Genomic DNA, 22,372 nt, shown 5'->3' with positions numbered 1-22,372 from the left:
GCAAAATAACTTAATCTACTTGGTAAGCAAGTCTCACTGTGATGTGAGCTGTCTTATTTTTAGATTGTGTGTTAAATGAACCTCCGTATGAAAAATCTTCAGATGAATTTTGTCCAGTAATTTGGAATACACCCATATCTGATTTTTTTAAATTTCCTAAACTTGCATTTGCATTTTCAGCGATACTGTTCGCTCTGGCACTTGCGTCCTTTGTAGCCTCTGCGATCATCTGAATTTTTAATTCTGCTAATTTGGTGTAATAATATTCAGGAGAACCGGAATAAAATTCAATTCCAGAATTAATTAATTCGCTTGATTGTCTTGAAATTTCTTCAATTTTATTGACCTCTTTGGATTGAATGTTTACGCTTTGTGTCAACGTAAATCCAGTGAAAGTTTGCTGTCTCATTGTGCCATTTTCATAATAACTAGTTTCAAACTCTTTGTTAAAATTTACAGCTGAGAAAACCATTTCATTAGCAGCAATTCCTTTACTTGATAAATAGCTCCTGATTTTTGCTCTATCAGCATCTAATTCAGAGTATGCGTCTTTCAAAGTCATACTTTTTTTAGAAAAAGAACCACTCCAAACGATCAAGTCAGAAACAAAATCCTTTTTTCCAGATCCAGTCACACTAATGGTGTTGTCGCTTTTATTTCGGTTTTGAAAGGCATTAGAGAATAAATAAGAGGAAATTACAACGGCTATTGCAATTATAATAACGTTTAAACTGTTTTTAAGCATATTAATATATTTTATAGTTTTACAAATATACTCAATTATTAGACCATGAATAAATTACAAAAAAACGTGTACACTAATTAAATCATAATCTTCAAGCTATTTTATATGCTCTATTTTCTTTTTCACTATTTTTACAAATCAATTTAGAGATTATGAATTTTGAAAATACACTTGAGTTTGCACAGTTATTGGATGCAAATGATATATTAAATAAATACCAACAAGAATTTATTTTTCCAAAAGTAAATGATAAAAAAGTTATTTATTTCACAGGGAATTCTTTGGGTTTACAGCCTAAAAGAACAAAAAAATATGTAGATGAGGTGATGAATGATTGGGCAAATCTAGCCGTAGAAGGTCATTTCTACGCAGAAAAAGCATGGTGGGATTATCACGAACGATTTGCGGAACCATTAAGTAAAGTCTTTGGTGCTTTGCCAAGTGAAATTACGGTAATGAATACGCTTACAGTTAATCTACACTTGTTAATGGTTTCTTTTTATCGTCCAACTAAAATAAGATATAAAATCATTTGTGAGGAGAAAGCTTTCCCTTCTGATCAATATATGTTTCAAAGTCAGGTCGATTTTCACGGATACAAACCTGAAGATGCAATTGTAGAAATTAAGCGGCGCGATGGCGAACACAACATTCGCTTAGAAGACGTTTTATCAAAAATTGAGGAAGTAGGTGAGGAGTTGGCTTTAGTCTTAATAGGCGGTGTTAATTATTACACAGGACAAGTATTTGACATAAAAACGATAACGGCTGCGGGACATAAAGTGGGAGCTAATGTAGGTTGGGACTTAGCACATGCTGCCGGAAACGTGAAACTTCAATTACATGATTGGAACGTAGACTTTGCTTCTTGGTGCAGTTATAAATATATGAATTCAGGACCTGGAAATGCTTCGGGTTGCTTTATTCATCAAAAGCATCATAATGATGCAACGCTACCAAGATTTGCTGGATGGTGGGGACACAATAAAGAACGACGTTTTAAGATGGAACAAACTTTTGACCCCGTTCACGGAGCTGATGGTTGGCAAATAAGCAATATACCAATTCTTTCTTTAGCGCCTTATTTAGCTTCCGTTGAAATGTTTGACGAAATAGGAATGGATGCACTGATGCAAAAACGAGATTTAATAACTGCCTATTTAGAGTTTATTCTGTATGAAATAGATAAAGAAACCAATAGTACATTTGAAATTATTACGCCCTCAGATCCTGCCGATAGAGCTTCACAATTATCAGTTTTGCTTCATGGCGAAGGTCGTAGTTTGTTTGACTATCTAATGAAAAATGGTGTGATTATAGATTGGCGCGAGCCAAATGTTATTCGATTAGCGCCTGTTCCATTATATACATCATTTGAGGATATGTACAATTTTGGTCAGATCTTGAAAGCTGGAATTATGAGTAAAGCCAGTGTTTAAAGGTTTGTAAATATTACTGCTAATTTTGTAGCACAATTTCATAATATTAAGCCTTACTTTGCAAATTAAAACAAATACAATAAATTATGAAATTAGTATATTTTTTCCTATTGTCAATAGTAGTGATATCGTGTCAAAATCAAGGTAAAATGGATATACAGGCAGCAAAAAAAGCTACTGTAGATTCAATGAAAGTGGTAAATGAAAAACAAAGAGTCATTGATTCCATGAAACTGGAGATAGTTAAAATTGAGGAAGCTAAAATTGAAACTAAAAAGGAAGTGATTGTTGTAAATCAACAAGCTCCTAGTTCAACAACAACAACAACAACAACTAAAAAGCAAGGGTGGAGTAACACAGCTAAAGGCGCTGTAATAGGTGCTGGTGTTGGTGCTGCAACTGGTGCTATAATCAGCAAGAAAAAAGTGCAAGGCGCAATTATTGGCGGTGTTGCTGGTGCAGGAGTGGGTGCTGGTACAGGAGCTATTTTAGATGCTAAGAAGAAAAAAGATTAAATTTGAATTTTAATAACAAAAGAGTGTTTAAATTCCTGGTGAGTTTAAACACTCTTTTTTTATTTGCTAATAGGAATCCATATTTTCAATGATCTCATTTGCTTTTACTTTAATTTTATATAGTTCTTCTGGATCTATTTTTTGTAAAAGATTAAGCATCATTCCCATTCTGTGATTCCCTTTAAAATACTCCTTTTTTTCGTCAAGGAAATTCCAATATAAGCTATTGAAAGGACAAGCTTTATCTCCAAATTTTTCTTTGACATTATAATGGCATTTAGCGCAATTATTACTCATTTTGTTAATGTAACTACCAGAAGATACATACGGTTTTGTCGCAATAATACCGCCGTCCGCATATTGTGACATCCCGCGAGTGTTGGGCATTTCAACCCATTCAATCGCATCGATGTAAACTCCCAAATACCATTGATCGACTTCATCTGGATGAATTTGTGTGAGCAGAGTAAAATTTCCAATAACCATAAGCCGCTGTATGTGATGTGCATACGCTTCATCTAGACTTTGATTAATGGCGTGGCTCAAGCAATTCATTTTAGTTTTTCCCGTCCAGAAAAAGTCAGGTAATTTATTAGTATTATTCAATTTATTCATCTCGGAATAATTTGGCATTTCCTTCCAGTAAATACCTCGTATATATTCTCTCCAACCTAATATTTGTCTTACAAATCCTTCTACTTGCGAAATTGTAATATAAGTTTCATTTGCGCGATAAAAAGAAATTACTGTTTCAAGTACTTCTTTTGGCGAAAGCATTTTACTATTCATGGCAAAAGACAAACGAGAATGAAAAAGAAATTTTTCATCAGTATGCATGGCATCTTCATAATCGCCAAAGTGCTGTAATAAATGAGTACAGAAATAATTTAATACAATAAGTGATTGTTCTCTCGAGGTAGGCCAACTAAAATCATTTTCATTAATATTGCCAAAAGTCATCACACCAGCTTCTTTTATTTGAACAATAATACTTGAAACATCTGCGTGAAAATTTTTCTCAGCTGGAATAGGAATTTCACCTTTGTATTTTTTACGATTGCTAGCATCATAGTTCCATTGATTGCCTACTGGAGTTGAACCATTCATCAAAACATGATGCTTTTTTCGCATGTTGCGATAAAAGTTTTCCATTAAAAGAACCTTTTTACCTTCATAAAATTCAGCAAGCTCGTTGCGTGTTGTGTAAAAATGCTCAGAATCAAACGGTTCAGAAGAAATTTTTAATTTGGAACAAATACTTTTTAATTGTTCATCTAAGCGATATTCATCGGGTAATTGATATTCAAATTTTTCAATCGAGTGTTTTTCAATACAAAGCAAAATGAGTTTTTCTAAGTCTTGAGGATTTTCGGTATCCGTAATTTGAAAAGAAATAGCTTGATGTCCTTGCCCTTGAATAGTTGTATGAAAATTACGCATCGATTGAAAAAATGCAACAACTTTCTGGATATGGTGCTTTACATAATCAGTCTCTTGACGCATTTCTGCTAAAACATAAATAGTATTCTCACTACATTCTTTAAACCAAGAATGTTGTAAATTTAATTGATCACCAAGAATTAAGCGGAGTTTTTTCATTTCTATTTTTTGAAAAAAGAAGTTGTAGGGATTTCTTTTCTAGCGTATTGATAACGGTCAATCAATGTGGGTAAACAATAGCCATCAAGACCATTTATTGTAACTACATTTCCTTTATCTAATTGTAACCAGCCATCTTTATGCTCTAAATCCTCTTGAAAAAATAAATTTTCAATTGATGCAATGACGTGAATGGTATCATTTTCTTTTATATAGTATTCGTTTAGATATTTACAGTGTAATTGTACTGGACTTCCCTTCACAAATGGAATTTCAATATTATTTTTATACTCTTCTTCTAGATTTGTTTTTTCAAATTCCGAAATACCTACGTCATAATTAGCTGAAGTGTGGTGCGCATCCTCAATCATATTAGCAGTTATATGATTAACAGTAAAATATCCAGTTTCTCTAATGTTTTTATAAGTGTCCCGGGGAACAGTAGTAGGACGCATGATAAATCCTATTATGGCAGGATTACTACCTAAATGTGTTACACTACTAAATATAGCTACATTTGATTGTCCATCCGCAGATTTAGTTCCTATTAAACTAGCTGATTTATAACCAGTGCAGGAGTTGATTAGATTTAGTCTTTCGATTTTCTCCATTTGAGAAATGTCATCTCTTGAAATGTGTTTCATATAAATTTTAATTTGAAACAAATATACTTTTTGTTTAATCAAGTTGAAAATAAACTAAACAGAAATTAAAAATTTTTGATACTGTAGCAGTTTACCTCTTTAGGTTAACGATTCAAATACTCAAAAATCATTTATATTTGTTTTTCAATCTCTACATAAATGAAAATATTTAAAAAATTTCTTGTCGGACTACTTTTATTAATTGCGCTTGTAATTATCACAGCACTTATTTACGGGATTTATACGAAACCTAAATATGAAGGCGAACTTAAATTGGCAAATATTCAAAAAGAAACAACTGTTTACTTTGATGAATTTGGGGTTCCCCATATTTATGCTGCTTCATCAAAAGATGCCATGGTTGCACTTGGTTATGTTCACGCGCAAGATCGATTATGGCAAATGGAATTACTGAGACGCATTGCTCCTGGAAGATTGTCTGAAATATTTGGCTCCGTAACATTAAAAAACGATAAATTTTTTGCAGGTATAGGAATCGAAGAAGCATCGGCAAAAGCAATAGCGAAATTAGATAAGAAAAGTCCAAGTTATCAATTGTCAATTGCATATTTAAATGGGATTAATCAATATTTAGAGGAAGGAACAACACCTATTGAGTTTAGCTTACTTAATATCAAAAAAGAAAAATTTACATTAAAAGACGTCTATAATATATTTGGCTATATGTCTTTTAGTTTTGCGATGGCTCAAAAGTCAGATCCGTTAATGACTGATATTCGTAATAAATATGGAATGGAATATTTAAAGGAATTTGGATTGGATGGTTCTTTTAATACAACAAAAATTAAAACTGCTGGTGTAATTTCGCAGCAGTATGTTGCCATCTCGAAATCAATTACTGCCATTTTAAATCAATCGCCAGTTTCCCCTTTCATAGGCAGCAACAGTTGGGTTCTAGGTCCTAAAAAAACAAAAGATGGTAAAGTTATTTTTGCTAACGATCCTCATATTGGCTTTTCACAACCTGGAACTTGGTATGAAGCACACTTAGTAACCCCTGATTTTGAATTATATGGTTCTTACTTAGCTGGAACGCCATATCCTTTATTAGGACACAATAGAGAATATGCTTATGGATTAACTATGTTTGAAAATGATGATATCGATTTTTATCAAGAAGAAACTAATCCAAAAGATAGTAACACGTATAAAACACCCAGCGGTTTCAATGCTTATCAGACACTGAAAAAAACAATAAAAGTAAAAGATAGTACTGATATGGTCTTAAATGTAAAAATAACACGGCATGGTCCAGTTGTAAACGATTTGATTGATGGTTTGCAAAAGGATAAACCTGTAGCAATGTCATGGATATACACGCAACAACCTATTGAAATTTTAGATGCTGTTTATATGATTTCGCATGCTAAGAGTAAAGCCGATTTTCAGAAAGGAGTTGCTTTAATTGCTGCTCCAGGATTAAATGTAATGTATGGTGATGCTAAAGGGAACGTGGCTTGGTGGGCAACTGGAAAATTATACAAACATAATAAAGGGGTCAATCCGAATTTTATTTTAAATGGCGTTACTGGAAAAGATGATATTGTAGAATTCTTGGATTTCTCCAAAAATCCATCGGCTGAAAATCCGAATTGGAATTATGTGTATTCCGCAAACAATCAACCAGAACCCATTGACGGATTTTTATATCCAGGTTATTATCTTCCGGAAGATCGTGCAAAAAGAATCACTCATTTATTAGATAAAAAGTCTAATTGGGATATGGCTGCTGTTGGCAACATGTTATTTGATAATACATCTGCTGTTTCACCAAAAATTGTAAAAAACCTACTATTAAACCTCGACGAACAATCATTTTCTGAAACTGAAAAGCGAGCAGTATCAATTTTGAGAAAATGGAAAGGCTCTAATAACCTTAATGATATTGCTCCTACTATTTATAACAAATGGATTTTTAATTATTTAAAAAACACATTTTCAGATGAGCTTGGCACTGAGAATTTCAAAATGTTTTTAGGCACTCATGTGGTAAAACAAGTGATTACCACACAAATTAGAAATGAAAAATCGCTATGGTGGGACGACGTAAATACTAAAGATATAAAAGAAAGTAGAGCTCAAATAATTTCAAGTTCTTTTCGTGAATCGATTATAGCTTTAGAAAAGCAATTAGGAAACAACATTGAAAAATGGACATGGAACAAAGTACATACTCTTGAACATGAACATCCAATGGGCAAAGTGGCGGCTTTAAAAGGGATTTTCAATGTAGGTCCTTTTGAAGTTTCGGGAACTACAGAAGTAATTAATAACTTGTTTTTTGATTATACTTCAGATGGAACTTACGAAGTAAAAGGTGGACCTTCAACAAGGCGCATCGTTGATTTTTCTGATGTAGAAAATAGTTGGAGCATTTTACCTACTGGACAATCAGGGAATCCATTAAGCGCTCATTATAGCGATCAAGCAGAGTTGTATAATGCGGGTAAATTTAGAAGAATGTTGCTTAACAAAAAGGAGATTGTTAGAACTTCAACAAAATTAGTGTTCCAGCCCAGTAAAAAGAAATGACTTTTAAAGTTTCCAAAACAATAAAGTGTTAATTTTGCTTAACTTTTGAAAAAATTATAATGCAAACTCCTCAAAAAATTGCCGTTGTTGGTTCTGGATTAGTGGGAACCTTATTGGCAATCTATTTAAAAAAATTAGGGCATACTGTTCATGTTTATGATAGAAGTCCTGATATCCGAAATATTGAATTCTCTGGTCGGTCAATCAACTTGGTAATGTCAAATCGGGGGTGGAAAACACTCAAAGATATTGGTCTTGATGATGAAATTCGAAGTATTGGAATACCGGTAGATAAAAGAGGTATTCATTTACAAGACGGTAGTTTTATCACTCAGAATTATGGAAAAGAAGGGGAAGCTATTTTTTCACTTTCGAGAGGAATATTAAATAGAAAAATGATTGACCTTGCTGAAGCGTCAGGTGTCGAATTCTTTTTTAATCAAAAAATTTGGGATGTAACGTTGTCTGATGCAACCTTACATATAGGAGAAACCGAACGCGGCGAGTGGACTGAAGTGAAATTTGACAAAGTTTTTGGAGCGGATGGTGCCTTTTCAAGAATCCGTCATAGAATGCAACGACAGTCGATGTTTGATTACTCGCAGGAATTTATGAAAATTGGATATAAAGAATTGCATATTCCCGCTAATCCTGATGGTACTCATAAAATCGATAAAAACTCCCTACATATTTGGCCTCGTGGAGAATTTATGTTAATGGCATTGTCTAATCTCGATGGAAGCTTTACCTGCACTTTATTTATGCCATTTGAAGGTGAGAATTCTTTTGAACAAATAAAAGATGAGAAATCCTTAGTCGATTTTTTTGCTACCTATTTCCCTGATACCGCTGCTGTAATTCCTGATTTAGTAGAGGATTTTTTTAAGAATCCAACTAGTTATTTAGTAAAGATGAAATGTTATCCTTGGACTTACAAGGACAAACTTGCTTTGATAGGCGATGCTGCCCATGCTATCGTACCATTTTATGGACAAGGCATGAATGCTGGTTTTGAAGATATTACGATCTTAAATAATCTTATTGGTCAATATGGAGATGATTGGCAAAGGATATTCACAGAATATGAAAAATCACGTAAGCCAAATGCAGATGCAATAGCTGAATTAGCAGAGCAAAATTTTATTGAAATGAGCGCTAAAACTGCTGATGAAAATTTTCTATTACAAAAGAAAATAGAAAAATGGTTTTCTGATAAACATCCTGATAAATGGATGCCGTTATATAGTCGGGTAACTTTTAGTTTACAGCCTTACGCTGAAGCCTTGGCAATTGGGGAATATCAAAATCAAATTATGCAGAAGGTTTTAAAACTTGAAAATATCGCAGAGATTTGGAATTCAGAAATTGTCGAGAAGAAGATATTAGAATTATTAAATTAAAGAAAGGACTCTTATTAAGAGTCCTTTTTTGCAAAATCTACTTTTGTTGCTGGTTTTAACAATACACGTAATGTGCTATCATTATTGAAATAACTAAACATCCAATTTACAAAAATAGAAAGTTTGTTCTTAACACTTAAAATCAACATTAAGTGAATAAACATCCAAGTAAACCACGCTAAACGTCCCTGAAAACTAAATTTGGGCAAGTCAACAACTGCTTTTCGTTTTCCTACAGTGGCCATTGAACCTTTATCGTGGTATTCGTATTCAATTTTTGACTTGTTTTTTAAACTAAGTTTAAAATTATCAGCTAAAACTTTAGCTTGTTCAATAGCTACACTTGCCACTTGTGGGTGACCATTTGGATACTTGGGTGTAGTCATAAAAGCAATATCGCCTAATGCATATACATCATCAAGATTTAAGATTTTATTATATCTATCAACTATAAATCTACTTCCTCGTGTGACGCTTTCTATAGGAATACCGTCGAGCGTGTTTCCGATAATTCCAGCTGCCCATATAACATTAGTAGATTTTATAATATCTCCATCTTGTAAGCTTACAATTCTACCGTCATAATTTTTAACAATAGTGCTTGTTTTTACTATTACGCCTAACTCTTCTAAATATTTCCGTGACATTTTTTGAGATTCAGCACTCATTGGATTTAATACATTGGGCGAACCTTCTAATAAATATATGGTTAGTTTGGAGAAGTCTTTGTCTGGGTAGTCCTTTGGTAGAATATTCTTTTTCATTTCTGCCAATGCTCCCGCAAGTTCAACTCCTGTAGGTCCACCACCAACTATTACGAAATTCATTAATGATTGCAGTTCTTCTGGTGAAGCTATTAGCGCATCTTCAAAAGTTTGTAAAATTTCATTTCGAAGCTGAATAGCTTCTGGGACAGATTTCATTGGGAATGCGTATTTTTCTATCTCAGTATTTCCAAAATAATTCGTAGTACAACCAAAAGCAACCACTAAGTGGTCATATTCAAAATCCGCAATCGAAGTTTTTAAAATTTTATGTGATGTGTCAACACTTAATACGTCAGCAATCCTTATTCTTACATTTTTAGAATGTTGAAATACTTTTCTTAATGGAAATGAGATGCTGGCAGGTTCAAGTCTTGCCGTTGCTACTTGATACATCAACGGCTGAAATTGATGATAATTATTTTTGTCAATTAATAAAACGTCAAAATTTGTATTTTCTAAATCTTGTGCTAATCGCAAACCCGCAAAGCCAGCACCAATTATTACAATTTTCTTTTTAATTCCCATATCTAAATTATTTTCGAAATATAAAGATACAAAAGTTTGGGAATTTAGTCTTCTCTATTAACGTTTTCTATTGAAAAGGCGGGAGTGCAAATGGCAATATATTCACACGATTCAGTAAATGGATTTGAATATTGGACACGGGTATTCTTCTCAATTTTAATAGATTGACCAGCTTCAAGAATAATAATTTCACCCTCAATAATAAATTGTTTTTTACCTTTTATGATATAGGTATATTCTTCAAATGCGGGAGTTTGAAAAGGTTCACACCATTGAGGCGGTGCTATCATGTGAGCAATAGAAATTTCATTATTGTTAGTCGTAGCTTTTCCATGATGTTCTTCAATTATTTTTCCATCAGTAGTTGGAACTGTAAATGGTGTTTTTTGGATAATATATTTTTTCACAATGGGCTGTTTTTATTTTATAATTCTATTATTTCTTTAACATTTTAGTTAAAATACCAAACGATCCCTGAATAAACGTTGCGCTTGTCAATACTTTTAAAACTGATTTCTACTACCGTTGTAGTGTCTAATTTAGGAATTGGCTATTTTTTAGATTCGCAGCTTGTTGCTCGAATTCAATAATTTTATGCAGAATAGCAACCGTTATCGAAGTGGAAATTTTACTCTATTGCTCTTAAATCTCTTCTTTACTTTCTGGAGTGCTATAATTAATCACTTTTTTAATATCCTTTAAATCAAGTCATGGCATTTTGTGGTCATCACAATATTTAAAAATTACAGAAACAATTCCCGCTTGTGTGTCATTAAGATTTATGATGGTTTAGGGCTAAAGTTAGATATAATAGTATGCAATCGAACTCCATTTTCATCTGAAATAGTTAATAATTCAGCCGGAAAACTGTAAATTTTATAGGAATGTTAATTTTTGAATGACGTTCATAATAAATACTTATTCTTCCCCTTCTTTAGCAATTACATTAAAATCCTCTTTTGCTGTCCATCACCAAAACACGAATCTCAAAGTTAGACAATTGCTCTAAAAGTGCTTAAATAGTTTTAGTTTTACCATTACTTGTTTCACCAAATAATAGACCATGACGCTTCAAATTCTTTAGAGGCATTTTACTTGAATATCCCGTTTAATGCTTCCGTCGAGTTTTGTTCCCCTCTAAAATAATATTTTCCCCTTTAAAAGCGTAACTTTTGAAAGTGTGTCTAATGAAGGAACTCCTAAAGTCATAAACTTTAATTTAAATCAATCGCAAGGTATTATAAATTTTTAAAATTTACTATTAAAGTGCAAAATGCATTTTTCTTGCTTTTAATGTGTTAATATCGCAAAAAACAAGTTTATTCTTTTGTTTGCAATTTTTTGTAAATTGTCATAATTATTCATAATTCGCTACATTATTTTTTGTTTAAATGCTTATTTGCTTGCCTATATCTATATAAATGCAAAGGAGTGTTCTGGAAATATGTATTTAAAATAAATTTAATTACAATTAAATAAAAAAAAGTTTTTTTATTTGAACTAAAAATATAAATTTGCTCCACTACAAGTTTATTATAACTAAGATAATTTATTTAAAACTATTAAAATTAAAAAAAATGGCAAACGTTAAAAAGGAAAACACTTCAAACGGTGGAGGAATGGTTTCAGGACTGATTATTGTTGCGTGTATTGGAATTGGTGTGTTGATTTGGAAATTTATCATGGGCGATGCTTCAAATTTTGAGGGCGGTAATATTGAAACAGGAGTTCCATTGAACACCTTAGGTCAAGTTTACCATGGAGGGATAGTTGTTCCAGTGTTATTAGGAATGTTGTTGATGGTTCTTGTTTTTTCTATTGAAAGGTACGCTGTTATTTCAAAAGCTGCTGGAAAAACTAAATTGGATACTTTTATGACAAAGATCCAAGCTAATATTAAAGCGGGTCAAATTGAAGAAGCGATTGATGCGTGTGATAAACAACAAGGTTCAGTTGCTAATGCAATTAAATCTGCACTTGTAAAATATCAAGCAGTTAAAAAAGAAGGATTTAACAGTGAAGAGGCAGCAGAAACAATACATAAAGAAATAGAAGAGGCTACATCTCTTGAAATGCCAATGTTGCAAAAAAACATGACAATCATCTCTTCTTTAGTATCTTTAGGAACTCTTGTTGGATTGTTAGGAACTGTGGCTGGGATGATCAAAGCGTTTGGTGCATTGGCAGCGGCTGGAACTCCAGATCAAGCAGCTCTTGCAGCGGGTATATCTGAAGCATTAATTAATACTGCAACAGGAATTGGAACTTCAGCGGTAGCTATTATCTCTTACAACTTCTTTACTTCTAAAATTGATGATTTAACATATTCTATTGACGAAGCAGCTGTTTCAATAGTAAATTCTTACAGAAGATTTAGAGGAAGTTTGAAGCAATAATATTTTGATATTTATATCAAATTTAAAACAAAAAGAATGGCAAAAATAGTAGTGAAAAAAAGTCCGGGGTCAACAGATATGACTGCAATGTGTGATGTAGCGTTTCTTTTGCTTACCTTCTTTGTAATGACATCAACTGCAAAAATTCCGGAAGCTCTACCAGTAGATACTCCTGCTTCAACTGTTCAGACAAAATTGCCTGAAACTGATTTAGCGACGCTAACAGTAGGTAAAGGCAAAATATTCTTTGATCTAAAAGGTAGAGAAATCCGTAAAAAGACTCTTCAATTAATGGGTGAAAAATACGGGGTTGCATTTTCTGAGGATGACAAAGAAAAATTTGCCTTAATGGATGATTTTGGTGTTCCAATCGAAAGTTTAAAGCAAATTATCGATATGAAAGCAGCTGATAGAAGTAAAGCAGGTCAACCTGGAATTCCATCGGATTCATTAGATAACCAATTAAAAGACTGGGTTCGTAACGCTCGTATTGCTAATATAGAGGTAAACGATAAGGAATTACAAATCGCTATCAAAGGCGATGCTAAAGAGGAATATCCAGCAATTAGAAAAGTGATGGATATTTTACAAGATCAGAAAATCAATAGCTTTAGTTTAGTTACTGGTTTAAGAGGAAAAGATTTTTAATAAAAAAAATACACTAAAATGGCTGAATTAAATACCGGTGACGGTGGAGGCAAAAAAGGTGGTAAAGTAAGAAGTCAGAAATTAAATGCGAAAGTAGATTTAACTGCCATGGTTGATTTAGCTTTCTTATTAATTACATTTTTTATGCTTACCACAACATTGTCTAAACCTCAATCGATGAGCTTGGGGTTGCCAGATAAAAACGAAAAAGGGGATGATATCAAAGTTGATGAAAATCGTACAATGACGGTCTTACTTGGGGACGATAACAAGTTAGTTTTTTATATGGGATTATTGGCAACTCCATTAGCAGGTCCTAAGGATTTATCTTTCGGAAAAGATGGAATACGTCAAGAATTGTTAAAAAGAAAGAAAGAAGTATTAGCTTATTCGACTGCAAAAGGCAAGCCTGATCAAGGAATGATTGTAATCATTAAGCCTAGTAAGAAATCTAATTATAAAAACATTATTGATATCTTGGATGAAATGGCAATTTCTAGCATTCCTACTTACACTATCGTTAATGATTTTTCGCCTGAAGAAACAAAATTGTTAGAAGGAAAATAAGAGTAATCTTATTTTCTTAATAACCTAATAATTAAGAAAAATGAAATTAGATATATTAAAAAATCAATGGCTTGAAATCGTATTTGAGGGGCGTAATAAAGCTTACGGTGCTTATGTATTGAGGAAAACCAACAGAAAAACTACTATTAAGGCACTTGCTTTAGGTGCAGTATTTTTTAGTCTTGCTGTTGCTGCTCCCCTAATTATAAATATGATTCCTAAAGGGGAAGAGCAGGATATTGATAGAGATATCAAGCTTACAACAATAAAGTTACCTCCTAAGCAAGAAAAGCCAAAATTGAACGTGCCGCCGCCGCCGCCGCCGCCGCCAAAGGTCGATCAGGTGAAGTTTGTTAAACCAGTAGTTGCAAAAGCTGAAGATGTAACTGAGGAGCCACCTAAAATTGTAGAGTTAAAAGAAAAAAAATTAGGAGCTGAAACTATTAAAGGAGATCCTGATGCAGTTTTAACCGTGGAGCCAGTAGGTACCGGTAAAGCAGCAATTGTTGAAGCAGCTGATGATAATCAAATATATAATACCGCTGGTATTGAGGTGAAACCTGATTTTCCTGGTGGTATCGAAAAGTTCTATAAATTTGTAGGTAGTAATTATCAAACTCCTGAAGAAGAAGGTCTTAAAGGTAAAGTTTATGTTACTTTTGTTGTAGAGAAAGATGGTTCGCTAACAGATATCAAAGTTATTAGAGATATAGGTTATGGAACAGGAAAAGAAGCGATTAGAGTTTTGAAAAAATGTCCTAAATGGACGCCTGGAGAACAAAATGGTAAAAAAGTTAGAGTTCTGTATTCATTACCAATTACTATTCAATCGGCTGATTAATGTTAGACAACATACTTAACAATGTGAAGAAGAAATCGCTGAAAGAGCGATTTCTTCTTGTTATAGCACTTTTGTTTTTTGTACTTTATTTCGTATTGGGATTATTTGTTATATTTATGAAGAATTTCCCTTTCGACCTATCCGTTGAATATAGAATTTTATTTGGAATTCTTCTTATTGTATATTCTATTTTTAGATGCTTCAGAATTATTAATGATACTAAAGATTAAATTATGAATTTTTCGAAAATACTGTCTCTTATTCTGATATTTTGTTTCTCAATATTATTTTTTAATTGTAAAAAGTCAGAAAATGATAAAGAAACAATTCTTAAAGGTACAGCTACGATATTAGTTGATGAAACCATAAAACCAATTATTGAGGATCAAATTGCCGTGTTTGAAGGTCAATATAAAGCAAGTGTTCTTTTAAAATCAAGATCAGAAAAAGAAGTGATGTTAGCATTTCTTAAAGACACTTCCCAAATTGCTATTTTATCTAGAAAGTTGACTTCTGAAGAGACTAAGCATTTTGAACAAAATAAAATAAATCCAAAAGTAACTAAAATTGGATCAGATGCTATTGCGTTTATAGCTAATAAAAGTAATAAAGATACGTTAGTGGTACTGAAAGATGTTATTCTTTTTATGCAAGGTAAACCACAAAGTACAATTAAAGGATTAGTTTTTGACAATCCCAATTCGAGCACCGTGCGTTATATGAGCGAGTTAGCTGGAATTAGTGAAATGCCTAAAAATGGTATTTATTCATTTAAAGTTAATGAAGATGTTATAAAATTTGTGGCTAAAAATGACGGAATAATAGGAGTTATTGGATTAAATTGGCTTTATCAACCTTCTCCTCAAAATGCTGCATTAGTAAATGATATTAATGTTATGAGTGTTAAAGGTGTTGATAGCAATAAGTTTTTTGCGCCAACACAAAATAATTTAGCTGAGGGAAAATATCCTTTGGCACGTGATTTGTTTATAATTAATTGTCAAGGATATTCTGGTTTAGGTATGGGTTTCGCTTCATTTGTGGCGGGTGATATCGGACAAAGAATAATTTTAAAATCAGGATTATTACCAATTCGAACTCCTGGTAGAAAATTAACTATTAAAACAAATTCTAAAAATGATGAAAATTAAATTAAGTACTATAAAGATGAATAAATTAACAGTGGTAAGCGTAGCTCTTTTAGCTTCAGCATTTACAATTCAGGCGCAGGATATTAATCAGGCTAAGAAGGCGATAGATGCTGAGCAATATGAAAGCGCTAAATCAATATTAAAATCAATAATTAAAGATAAGCCATCAAATGGCGCTGCATTTTTTATTTTAGGAAATGTTTATTTGAATCAAAGCATACAAGACTCAGCAAAAATTTATTTTCAAAATGGGTTAAACGCTTCTGATGAAGGTATTTTAAATAATATCGGACTTGCGCAAATTGATTTAAATGCAAAAAATAATACAGCTGCTCAATCAAAATTTGCAGCTGTAACTAAAGACATGCGCAGAAAGGATTTTCAAGAGTATATTTATATTGCCAGAGCTTATATGAATGCTGAAAAGCCAGATTACAAAAGTGCGATTACTACACTGAATAAAGCGGTAGCTATTAATTCCCAAGATCCTCAGATACAGTTAGCATTAGGTGATGCTTATTATGGTGATGGAAACCAAAATGATGCTTATGTAGCTTATAGAAATGCGTTTCAAGCAGATAATGGTTTACTAAGAGCTAAAATGCAGTTAGGTGTATTATTAAAAGGAGCAAAATCATATGATGAGGCCTTAAAAGCTTATAATGAAGTAATCTCATTGAATCCAAATTATGGTCCAGTTTATAGAGAATTAGCGGAAACATATTATAAAATTGCTCGTAATAAGCCTTCGCAAGCTGAAGTTAATTACAAGACTGCTATAGGATATTATGATAAATACATGTCATTAACTGATTATTCGATTCATTCTAGAATGAGACGTGCTGACTTTTTAATCTTAGTAGAAGATTATGTTGCGCTGGAAGCTGAAGCTAATAAGATGGTTGAATTAGATAAAGTTAATCCGCGAATATATCGTTATTTAGGTTATTCTGCTTATAAAAATGGAAATGTTGATGTAGCTATAAAGTCATTAGAGAATTTTATAACATCTCCAGGAAATAAAGCAATTGCTTTAGATTATTTGTATTTAGGATTAACAAAAATTAAAAAGGGAACAGCTGCTGATGGAATGTCAATTGATCCTGTTGCATTTCAAAATGGAATGATGGATATTAAAAAGGCTATAGAGATGGAGCCTTTAGCCGTCCAGGATTTAAGCGAAGTTGGTAAAAAATTATTTTCACAGAAACTATACAGTGAATCTGCTGCTATATTTGAATTTGGTGCAAACACAAACGAATCTACAAATTTCCTTGATGATAATGTATATTATGGTTTAGCTAATTATTATGCTAATGTGAATAAGGCTAAAGATGTAAAAGTTGATGAAATAAGTTTGCAAAAGGCAAATGCTGCGTTTGATAAAGTTTTAATTGCTTCTCCTACTTATTTAGAAGCTTATTTGTATAAAGCAAGAACTAATAGATTGCTTGAAAAAGATGATTTAATGGTACAAAATTATGAAGATTATGTTGCCAAAACAACTGAGTTAGGTGCAGAAGAACTAGCTAAAGATGCTGTTAAAGCTAAAATCATTGAATCATACAATAATATTGCTGCTAGTTATGCTAATACTGACAAATCTAAAGCTATTGAATATTTTAATAAATCTTTAGTTATCGATCCAGCTAATAAATATGCCACTGAATCTATTAAAATTTTAAAATAAATAAGAGTTTATTTTTCTATTTAAAGCCGATGATTTTATGATCATCGGTTTTTTTTGTTACAGTAAGTATTAGTTTACATGTGAAAGTCTTCGGTAATTTGTTATTTCTTTCGAAAGCTTCTTAATTTGAATTCTAAGAAATTTTAATTAGTCGTTCTTTTCAATTTAACTCCTTTTCTAATTAGTTATCTTTGCACTTTAAATTAAATAAATGTTATCAAAAGAAATACAATTAGAAGTTAATAAAGGAACAATGTTACCTCTTATGGAGGAGTTCTACACTATACAAGGAGAAGGATATCATACAGGAACTGCAGCCTACTTTATTAGAATTGGTGGATGTGATGTTGGATGTCACTGGTGCGATGTGAAAGAAAGTTGGAATGCTGAATTGCATCCGCCAACAGCGATAGATTTAATTGTCAATAATGCTAGTATCTTTTCAGAAACCGTTGTTGTCACTGGTGGAGAGCCACTGATGTGGGACATGAGTGCATTGACGCAGAGTCTAAAAAATAAACATTTAAAAGTACACATAGAAACTTCAGGAGCTTATCCTTTATCTGGAACATGGGATTGGATATGTCTTTCGCCGAAGAAAAATAAGTTGCCTACAAAAACCGTTTATGATAATGCAGATGAATTAAAAGTAATCATTTTTAATAAACACGATTTCATTTTTGCAGAAGAGCAGGCTGAAAAAGTTAATTCAAATGCCATATTATTTCTTCAACCGGAATGGAGTAAAAAGGAAGAGATGACTCCGCTAATTGTTGATTATGTGATGAAAAATCCTAAATGGAGAGTTTCATTACAAACGCATAAATATTTAAATATTCCATAAAAAAGTTTATATTTGGCTATAAAAAATAATCAATGAAAAAAGTATTTTTAACATTTGCAGTAATTTTGATTGCGAATTGTGTTACCGCTCAAGACTCTTTTAAAGCTGATGCATTAAAAGTAATAGAAATTTCTGGTGCAGCTGGTCCTATGCAAATGGCCAAGGAGCAAATTATGCAAAACATCCCTGAAGCGAAAAAGACTGAATTCTCAAAAGAATTTGATGCTAGTTTGCCTTCATTGTATGAAAAACTAGCTGTTATTTATATGGAAACATATACTCAGGACGAAATTAAAGAAATGCTAAAATTTTATAATTCACCACTAGGTAAGAAAATTTCAAGCTCAACTGGTGAACTTTATAAAAAATCGACCGCAGCAGGTCAAGAGTGGGGTACAGGATTGCAAAGCATGATGATGAAATACATGCAATAAAATTATTAAATTCAAAAAAACCCAAATTTTAATTTGGGTTTTTTTGTTTTAGGTCATGCTTTCGATTAGTAATAATTTCATTTTCAATTGTTAGAATTCCTAAATATTAAATGACTTTATATATTTTGTATCCTATCATGAATTTCTGTTAAATATAAAGTTTTGCTAAATAATCAAAATGCTCTCCTTCAATAATTAATTCACATTGTAACCCATTGGCTAATGCCGCATTTTGTAAAGTGTTATAATCTAGATAAAGCCAAGGAAAAGGATCTTCTTTTTCACCTTTATATGTTACCGAGAATTCTAATTCACCATAATAACCATTTGCAGGAACTGTATAAGATCCATCCTCATCTTCATCAAACATATAAATGATATCTGAACTATCGATCAATATCTGTGCATTTATATTTAATAAACTTTTTAATTTCTGAAGATATTGAGGTATATTTTTTATAGTTCCAAAAATACCAGTCCCATTCATCAGTAATAAAATTGTATCAAACTTATGTACTAAACTTAATGAATCCATTTCAAGAATGTCTTGAATGTGAACATTTTTTAGTCCGCGAAGCTTGCAGGCATCAATAGCGTTAGTAGAAATATCAATAGAAATAACTTCTAGATTTAGATTGTTTTGTAAATGCAAACTATGGCTTCCAGCACCGCAACCAATATCTAAAACTTTTCCATGTGCAAGTGCTAACGCTTTCTGTTCTAATAACGGCATTTCTTGATAAGAACGAAATAAATAAGCAACAGACATTTCATCTTGTTCAGAAATTGTTGTTTCTGTTATTAAATCCTCAGGAGAATTATTAGTTTGATAGTCAAGAATTGCTTTGCCAAAAAGATCTTTCATAGTATTAGTTAAAAATTCAAAATTGATCGCCTAAAATTCGTAATTCAAAAAGTGTAACTTTGCATTCCAAACGTTAAACTTGAAACTTGAAAAACATTCTAAACAATCTTGCTAAAGAAGCCAAAGATAAGCATATCGAAAACAAAAAGTATTTTGATAAGCTAAAAAAGAAAACACCAAAGAATTTAGATTATGTAATGCAAGATTTACATAAAGTGGAGTTCAAAAAAACAAATTGTTTAAATTGTGCAAATTGTTGTAAAACGACGGGACCACTATTCACAACTGCTGATATTGAACGCATAGCAAAATATCTTCGTCAAAAACCACAACAATTCATCAATAATTATTTGCGGGTAGATGAAGAGCAAGATTACGTATTACAAAATATTCCTTGTAGTTTTCTTGATCATGAAAATGCGTGTATGATTTATGATGTTCGTCCAAAAGCTTGTAGAGAATTTCCACATACAGATAGAAAAAAGTTTCAGCAAATTACAGATTTAACTTTGAAGAATGTTGCTATTTGTCCAGCAGCTTTTAATATCGTTGAAGAAATGAAAAAGAATTTACCTTTATAAACTTTTAATTTCATGTTTTGTACTATTTTTGAAAAGCTCTTAAATAGCAAAGCACAATAATCATAAACTTTTACACTTGAATTTAGAATATTTTATAGCAAAAAGACTCATAACTGCAAAAGATTATAAAAGTAGTATTTCGTCACCTATCATAAAAATTGCAATTGCTGCAATTGCAATTGGAATGATCATGATGATTGTTTCAGTAGCAACTGGAATTGGACTTCAACAAAAAATTCAAGAAAAAATTGCTGCCTTCAACGGGCATATTGTTATTTCAAACTATGACAACAATCTTTCGGAGGTTACTTTAACGCCAATTTCTAAAGATCAAGCATTTTATCCAAAGTTTAATTCAGTTTCTGGCATAAATCACATCCAAGCCGTGGCCACTAAGGCTGGAATAATAAGAACTGAAACAGCCTTTGAAGGGATCATTTTGAAGGGAGTTGGCGAAGATTATAGATGGAATAATATTAAAGAGTATTTGATAGCGGGGAATTTGCCTAATTTTTCGAAGGGATTAAATCAAGATGTGGTCATTTCAGAATTTTTAGCAAATAGATTAAATTTAAAAGTGGGTGATTCTTTCAACACGTTTTTTGTTAAAGAAGATCAGAACAAGTTACCTTCTAGCCGAAGATTTAAAATCACTGGAATTTTTAATTCTGGTTTTCAAGAATTTGACGCCACTTATATAATAGGAGATATTAGGCACCTGCAACGCATTAATAAATGGAATTCTAACGAAGTGGGAGCATTTGAAGTTTTTATAAATGATTTTGACAACATTAAAACTGCTGGTGAGCAAGTATATGAACAAACGTCCTCAACGCTAGATACAAAGACTATAATAGAAAAATACAGTTATATATTTGAATGGTTACAATTATTTGATTTCAATATCATTGTAATTTTAGCGGTAATGATTCTTGTCGCAACCATAAATATGGTAGTTGCATTATTAGTGTTAATACTGGAACGCACCCAAATGATTGGAATATTAAAAGCACTGGGTGCTAACAATTGGTCAGTTAGAAAAATATTTCTGTATAATGCTTTCTATTTAATAATACGTGGTTTGTTCTGGGGTAATCTTATTGGAATCTTATTGTTATTAGCACAGCAGTATTTTGGTGTGATCAAACTTAATCCTGAAAATTATTATGTCAATCAAGCTCCGGTTTATTTAAATTGGGGGTATATATTGCTGCTTAACGGACTAACAATCGCAGTGTGTTTTACAGTCCTACTTATTCCATCGTACATAATTACTCGAATTTCACCTGTAAAAGCAATTCGTTACGATTAATGCTTCTCTGGGCGTTTCCCTAAATACAATAGAGCCCATTACCTTTTCGGTTCATGGGCTCTATTGTATTTAGGGCCGGGCTATTCGCTACAAGTCCTCGGCAAGTTCCGTTGCACTTCACTTGCCTGTGGGCTTTCCACTATTATCCCTAACGCGACTTATATGCTATTACCACAAGCTTATATTTTTATAACTTTGTCATTCTGACGAAGGAAGAATCTTTGTTTGTTGCTCCCTCTACCTGTTTCGCAAAGTTTTCAACTTTGAGGATATGCTTTTCAGTTTTTTACTGACGATGATTTGGTATTAATCCTTGGCAAGTGCCGTTCCACTTCACTTGCGATTGGCTTTTCCATAGCTATCGCTATCAAGGAATCTATGTGTCAAAATCGATCTTATCTAAATGTGTACTGTTTAAATCCCGATCACTCCTATATAGAAGGTAAAATTGTAAGCTGATTATAGCAAGCCATCGCCCACGGTTTCAACCGTGGGAAGATCTATCTGCATTTCACATCAATGGTCATGCAATAACCTCTCAAATGCATACAAACCGCACTACCTATATATAGGAAGGAAAAAAGAAAGTACAGAAAACGACAATATCCAAATCAGGACAAACGGCATAATATAGGAGCGACCTTGCTATTTCAGCTAACACATTTAACCTTGAGTAAGTATTAATAAAAAAACTTCACTTTCAAGTTTCACGTTTACAACCATTTAAAAGCAATCTTCCACAAATCAGAAAAATACTTGCTTAAAAAGCTTGTAGAAGCGAATAAACGCACTACTTTTGCACCCGCAACAAGCGCATACGTTCTTACTTAAATATTGAAAAGCAGTTTTAAACTAA

Annotated in this window: 20 protein-coding genes; 14 read left to right on the top strand and 6 right to left on the bottom strand. The window is 32.4% G+C overall.

Going from position 1 to position 22,372, the window contains the following annotated elements; genetic code table 11:
• Positions 1 to 10: 10 nt before the first annotated feature.
• A complete protein-coding gene (locus RCH18_RS14105; protein ID WP_326937411.1) occupies positions 11 to 745 on the bottom strand; it encodes an SIMPL domain-containing protein in 735 nt (244 codons plus the stop codon).
• Between the two features lie 152 nt (positions 746 to 897).
• Between RCH18_RS14105 and kynU the strand changes: the two genes are divergently transcribed.
• Positions 898 to 2,184 (top strand): kynureninase, encoded by a 1,287-nt coding sequence (gene kynU, locus RCH18_RS14100; protein ID WP_326937410.1) that lies wholly within the window; start codon positions 898 to 900, stop codon positions 2,182 to 2,184.
• A gap of 86 nt (positions 2,185 to 2,270) precedes the next feature.
• Entirely contained in the window at positions 2,271 to 2,699 is a 429-nt protein-coding gene (locus RCH18_RS14095) for a YMGG-like glycine zipper-containing protein (RefSeq protein WP_326937409.1), read from the top strand.
• Between the two features lie 66 nt (positions 2,700 to 2,765).
• Here the strand turns inward: RCH18_RS14095 and RCH18_RS14090 are convergent, their stop codons facing one another.
• Positions 2,766 to 4,298, bottom strand: coding sequence for a cryptochrome/photolyase family protein (locus RCH18_RS14090; protein WP_326937408.1), 1,533 nt, complete (start codon positions 4,296 to 4,298; stop codon positions 2,766 to 2,768).
• A gap of 2 nt (positions 4,299 to 4,300) precedes the next feature.
• Positions 4,301 to 4,942 (bottom strand): flavin reductase family protein, encoded by a 642-nt coding sequence (locus RCH18_RS14085; protein WP_326937407.1) that lies wholly within the window; start codon positions 4,940 to 4,942, stop codon positions 4,301 to 4,303.
• 159 nt (positions 4,943 to 5,101) lie between these two features.
• Between RCH18_RS14085 and RCH18_RS14080 the strand changes: the two genes are divergently transcribed.
• A complete protein-coding gene (locus tag RCH18_RS14080; RefSeq protein WP_326937406.1) occupies positions 5,102 to 7,495 on the top strand; it encodes a penicillin acylase family protein in 2,394 nt (797 codons plus the stop codon).
• Positions 7,496 to 7,554: 59 nt separating this feature from the next.
• On the top strand, positions 7,555 to 8,895 hold the full coding sequence (locus tag RCH18_RS14075) for an FAD-dependent oxidoreductase (RefSeq protein WP_326937405.1): 1,341 nt from the start codon (positions 7,555 to 7,557) through the stop codon (positions 8,893 to 8,895).
• A 14-nt stretch (positions 8,896 to 8,909) separates the two neighbouring features.
• Here the strand turns inward: RCH18_RS14075 and RCH18_RS14070 are convergent, their stop codons facing one another.
• Both RCH18_RS14070 and RCH18_RS14065 read right to left on the bottom strand, forming a co-directional pair.
• Positions 8,910 to 10,187 (bottom strand): NAD(P)/FAD-dependent oxidoreductase, encoded by a 1,278-nt coding sequence (locus RCH18_RS14070; protein WP_326937404.1) that lies wholly within the window; start codon positions 10,185 to 10,187, stop codon positions 8,910 to 8,912.
• A gap of 44 nt (positions 10,188 to 10,231) precedes the next feature.
• Entirely contained in the window at positions 10,232 to 10,594 is a 363-nt protein-coding gene (locus RCH18_RS14065) for a cupin domain-containing protein (protein WP_326937403.1), read from the bottom strand.
• A 1,170-nt stretch (positions 10,595 to 11,764) separates the two neighbouring features.
• On the opposite strand from RCH18_RS14065, the gene RCH18_RS14060 reads away from it, so the two are divergent.
• The 8 genes from RCH18_RS14060 (at position 11,765) to RCH18_RS14025 (ending at position 18,758) form a co-directional block, all read left to right on the top strand.
• On the top strand, positions 11,765 to 12,583 hold the full coding sequence (locus tag RCH18_RS14060) for a MotA/TolQ/ExbB proton channel family protein (RefSeq protein WP_326937402.1): 819 nt from the start codon (positions 11,765 to 11,767) through the stop codon (positions 12,581 to 12,583).
• Positions 12,584 to 12,619: 36 nt separating this feature from the next.
• Positions 12,620 to 13,231 (top strand): ExbD/TolR family protein, encoded by a 612-nt coding sequence (locus RCH18_RS14055; RefSeq protein ID WP_326937401.1) that lies wholly within the window; start codon positions 12,620 to 12,622, stop codon positions 13,229 to 13,231.
• Positions 13,232 to 13,249: 18 nt separating this feature from the next.
• Complete coding sequence (locus RCH18_RS14050) at positions 13,250 to 13,798, top strand: ExbD/TolR family protein (protein WP_326937400.1); 549 nt, start codon at positions 13,250 to 13,252, stop codon at positions 13,796 to 13,798.
• A gap of 40 nt (positions 13,799 to 13,838) precedes the next feature.
• Positions 13,839 to 14,639, top strand: a complete 801-nt coding sequence (locus tag RCH18_RS14045) for an energy transducer TonB (protein WP_326937399.1) — start codon at positions 13,839 to 13,841, stop codon at positions 14,637 to 14,639.
• Between the two features lie 233 nt (positions 14,640 to 14,872).
• Positions 14,873 to 15,790: a PstS family phosphate ABC transporter substrate-binding protein gene (locus RCH18_RS14040; protein WP_326937398.1), complete on the top strand. Its 918-nt coding sequence runs from the start codon at positions 14,873 to 14,875 to the stop codon at positions 15,788 to 15,790.
• Entirely contained in the window at positions 15,777 to 17,480 is a 1,704-nt protein-coding gene (locus tag RCH18_RS14035) for a tetratricopeptide repeat protein (RefSeq protein WP_326937397.1), read from the top strand. Before RCH18_RS14040 ends, RCH18_RS14035 begins: the two co-directional genes overlap by 14 nt.
• Before the next feature lie 211 nt (positions 17,481 to 17,691).
• The gene (locus RCH18_RS14030) at positions 17,692 to 18,324 is read left to right on the top strand and encodes a 7-carboxy-7-deazaguanine synthase QueE (protein WP_326937396.1); all 633 of its coding nucleotides are present in this window, start codon (positions 17,692 to 17,694) and stop codon (positions 18,322 to 18,324) included.
• A 32-nt stretch (positions 18,325 to 18,356) separates the two neighbouring features.
• Positions 18,357 to 18,758 (top strand): DUF2059 domain-containing protein, encoded by a 402-nt coding sequence (locus tag RCH18_RS14025; protein WP_326937395.1) that lies wholly within the window; start codon positions 18,357 to 18,359, stop codon positions 18,756 to 18,758.
• Positions 18,759 to 18,906: 148 nt separating this feature from the next.
• Here the strand turns inward: RCH18_RS14025 and RCH18_RS14020 are convergent, their stop codons facing one another.
• Positions 18,907 to 19,623, bottom strand: coding sequence for a class I SAM-dependent methyltransferase (locus RCH18_RS14020; RefSeq protein WP_326937394.1), 717 nt, complete (start codon positions 19,621 to 19,623; stop codon positions 18,907 to 18,909).
• 86 nt (positions 19,624 to 19,709) lie between these two features.
• Here RCH18_RS14020 and RCH18_RS14015 point away from each other — a divergent pair, with 86 nt between their 5' ends.
• Both RCH18_RS14015 and RCH18_RS14010 read left to right on the top strand, forming a co-directional pair.
• Entirely contained in the window at positions 19,710 to 20,204 is a 495-nt protein-coding gene (locus RCH18_RS14015; protein WP_326937393.1) for a YkgJ family cysteine cluster protein, read from the top strand.
• A 76-nt stretch (positions 20,205 to 20,280) separates the two neighbouring features.
• Entirely contained in the window at positions 20,281 to 21,516 is a 1,236-nt protein-coding gene (locus RCH18_RS14010; protein ID WP_326937392.1) for an ABC transporter permease, read from the top strand.
• The last annotated feature ends 856 nt before the right edge of the window (positions 21,517 to 22,372 follow it).

The sequence above is a fragment of the Flavobacterium sp. PL11 genome (assembly GCF_035985025.1).
Taxonomy (GTDB): domain Bacteria; phylum Bacteroidota; class Bacteroidia; order Flavobacteriales; family Flavobacteriaceae; genus Flavobacterium.
Note: the sequence above shows the minus strand (reverse complement) of the source record. Positions and strands in the feature narration are given on the sequence as shown.